The 1,818-nt window shown below is 43.6% G+C and carries 1 protein-coding gene; it reads right to left on the bottom strand.

Going from position 1 to position 1,818, the window contains the following annotated elements; translation table 11 throughout:
• Nucleotides 1-133: 133 nt before the first annotated feature.
• A complete protein-coding gene (locus QUA40_RS28605; RefSeq protein ID WP_333132069.1) occupies nt 134-1,681 on the bottom strand; it encodes a C-terminal helicase domain-containing protein in 1,548 nt (515 codons plus the stop codon).
• Nucleotides 1,682-1,818: the final 137 nt, after the last annotated feature.

A 1,818-nucleotide genomic window follows, 5' to 3' on the forward strand; every position in this document is an offset into this window, starting at 1 on the left:
GTTCAGCCTTGTGGCTGGAAACGTTATGTACGGGCTTTCACCGTGATTCACGTTTCAACGAATCGCACTATAGTCTTTAATCGATAAAAACCAGGTTTCTTGGGGCGCTGCGCCCAAGCCCTAACATAATTAATTATTTCTCCTGAAACAAGCCTAAAGAACAAATAATCATCGGTTCCCGTTTGTCTTCGTCTTCATTGACAATACACAAACGGTCATCCATCCGCAAACCCACGACTAATTCTGCTAATTGTCGATCGCCAATACCGCTTTTTAACTGCCGATTTAACGTGTCAATTGCCGACTGGCGCAGGGGATAGCGGTAAATTTCATCGATTGCTTTTGCCAATTCATCGGATGCAAATATTGTACCGCGCATGGACTGGGCGTAACTCTTCAAACGTTCATAGGTTCGGAACCGGGCCCCGGAAGGCCGGCCCAATTGTCCGCCCGCAGTTAACTCTTCTTCTGCTATCAACTCTGCACATTTTGTGACTAATTCGTGATGCTGTTTGTCTCTGGGAATGGCTGGTGTTGCTTCGTCGCAGGCGGCAATTCTTAAAATTGCCAGTTGCGATTGAGTAACGCTATTGCCATCGCGATCGACCCAAATTAACGAATCATTTCCCTCGGCGGTTTTCATGTACAATAAAACTCCTTCTGGTTGCAAGGGTGCGGGAGTATGATTGCGAGTTGAATAAACTACATTTGGCATTGACTCAATCGTTTTTTTCAAAATTGGGTTGTTGTCAGTCGCATTTTTCCAAATTTGGAAAGCTTCGGATGTTAAGTCAACTTCGGCATCTTCTTCGCCATCTAAAATTCCGGATTTTTCATTGTAAATATCGAGAATGACTTGAGGTGAGTCATCCTCAAAAAATGTCTCATCAGTTCCAACAACTTCGGCATTTTCTTGCAAGCGTCGGCGCAGTCTTTCGCGCAGGTTGATAATGCGATCTACTCCTTCATCTGGCAAGAATGAATAACACAAAATCTGCTCAGCTTTTTGACCGATTCTGTCCACTCTTCCCGCCCGCTGAATTAACCGAATAATTGCCCAAGGTAAGTCATAATTAACGATAATCGCACTGTCTTGCAAGTTGTGACCTTCACTCAGGATATCGGTCGCAATTAAGATTCGCAATTCTTGTTCTGGGGATATTTTATCCCGCTTGCCGCTGCTAGCCGGACTAAACCGGAATGTGAGTTCGGTGGGATCTTTTGATTTACCTGTAACCGATGCAAGGCCCGCAATATTTAGGGCAGTTAAATTATCAGTTATATAGCGGACTGTATCGGCAAACTGAGTAAAAATTAATACTTTATCATGGGGGTGAGTTTCTGTGAGCAATTTCACCAAAGCAGCTAACTTTTCATCGGGTTGAGAATGCCATTCACCGCAAGTTTGCAAGACTTCTATCAGACAGCGGGCATCTGCTAGCAAATCCAGTTTTAACTTCTTGGTATCAAAAAAGTCGGATTTGAGCCATTTAAACCTGCGCTGGTAGCGCGTTTGATATTCTCGATAAACAACTTCTGCCCGCTGTTGAAAACTCTTTTGAGTTAACAGTAATTCGGCTTCGATATCTAAAAGTTCGCCCGCATCATCTTCGATTTCTTCGGTATCAAAACTGCTAACCACCACTGAATCAGCATCTTCATCGCTGTTGCGGGTATCCAACAAGTCTGCATCCTGGGTGCCGATCGGAATATCGAAGTTTTGGTCGATCGCATATAAATATAGGACTTACGCATTGACAAAATCACAAAATAGTGCATCGATAAATATGACTGGTCTATTTTCCAGGTATTTGACAA

Origin of the sequence: Microcoleus sp. Pol11C3, from assembly GCF_036701485.1 — a bacterium.
Lineage (GTDB): Bacteria > Cyanobacteriota > Cyanobacteriia > Cyanobacteriales > Microcoleaceae > Microcoleus.